This is a genomic window from Streptomyces sp. NPDC059371, assembly GCF_042751995.1.
In the GTDB taxonomy this organism is placed as follows: domain Bacteria; phylum Actinomycetota; class Actinomycetes; order Streptomycetales; family Streptomycetaceae; genus Streptomyces.
Genome location: NZ_JBHYXD010000022.1, coordinates 14,144 through 14,698 on the forward strand (window position 1 = coordinate 14,144; position 555 = coordinate 14,698).

Here is a 555-nt window from a genome sequence, read left to right on the forward strand (position 1 = left end):
TAAGTGACCCTCGGGACCGGCGGGGCCCCGGCAGGCGTGCCCCGGGGGACCCGCGGGGCCGCGCCACGGGGAGGGGCCGGTTCACACCTCCCCGGGGCCCTTCCCGTACTGCTGCGTGGCTCAGTCGCCCTACAGGGCGCTGAATCCGACCTTGCGCTGCGTGGGCTCGCCGAGCTCCACGTACGCCAGCCGGTCGGCCGGAACCAGGACCTTGCGGCCGTGGTCGTCCACGAGGCTCAGGAGCTGCGACTTGCCGGCCAGCGCCTCGGACACCGCGCGCTCGACCTCTTCCGGGGTCTGACCGCTCTCCAGAACGATCTCGCGGGGCGCGTGCTGCACGCCGATCTTGACCTCCACGGCTTTGTCCCTCCGACGGTCAGTCATGTGCGCGTTCGTACGCGCCGTACGCAGCACACATTAGCCCGGCGAGGGGACGCGCACGCTCCGCCCGGGAACGCCAGGAGCGAACAGCCGACGGGAACAAAGAAGCGGGGGGGGGGGGGGCGCCCGCGCATGCACACAGAAGAGGGGGCGGGGGGGAACGGGGTGGCGGTG

General features: G+C 72.8%; 1 protein-coding gene. It reads right to left on the reverse strand.

Going from position 1 to position 555, the window contains the following annotated elements; genetic code table 11:
- Positions 1 to 129: 129 nt before the first annotated feature.
- The gene (locus ACFXGX_RS15400) at positions 130 to 357 is read right to left on the reverse strand and encodes a DUF3107 domain-containing protein (RefSeq protein ID WP_028801993.1); all 228 of its coding nucleotides are present in this window, start codon (positions 355 to 357) and stop codon (positions 130 to 132) included.
- Between the last annotated feature and the right edge of the window lie 198 nt (positions 358 to 555).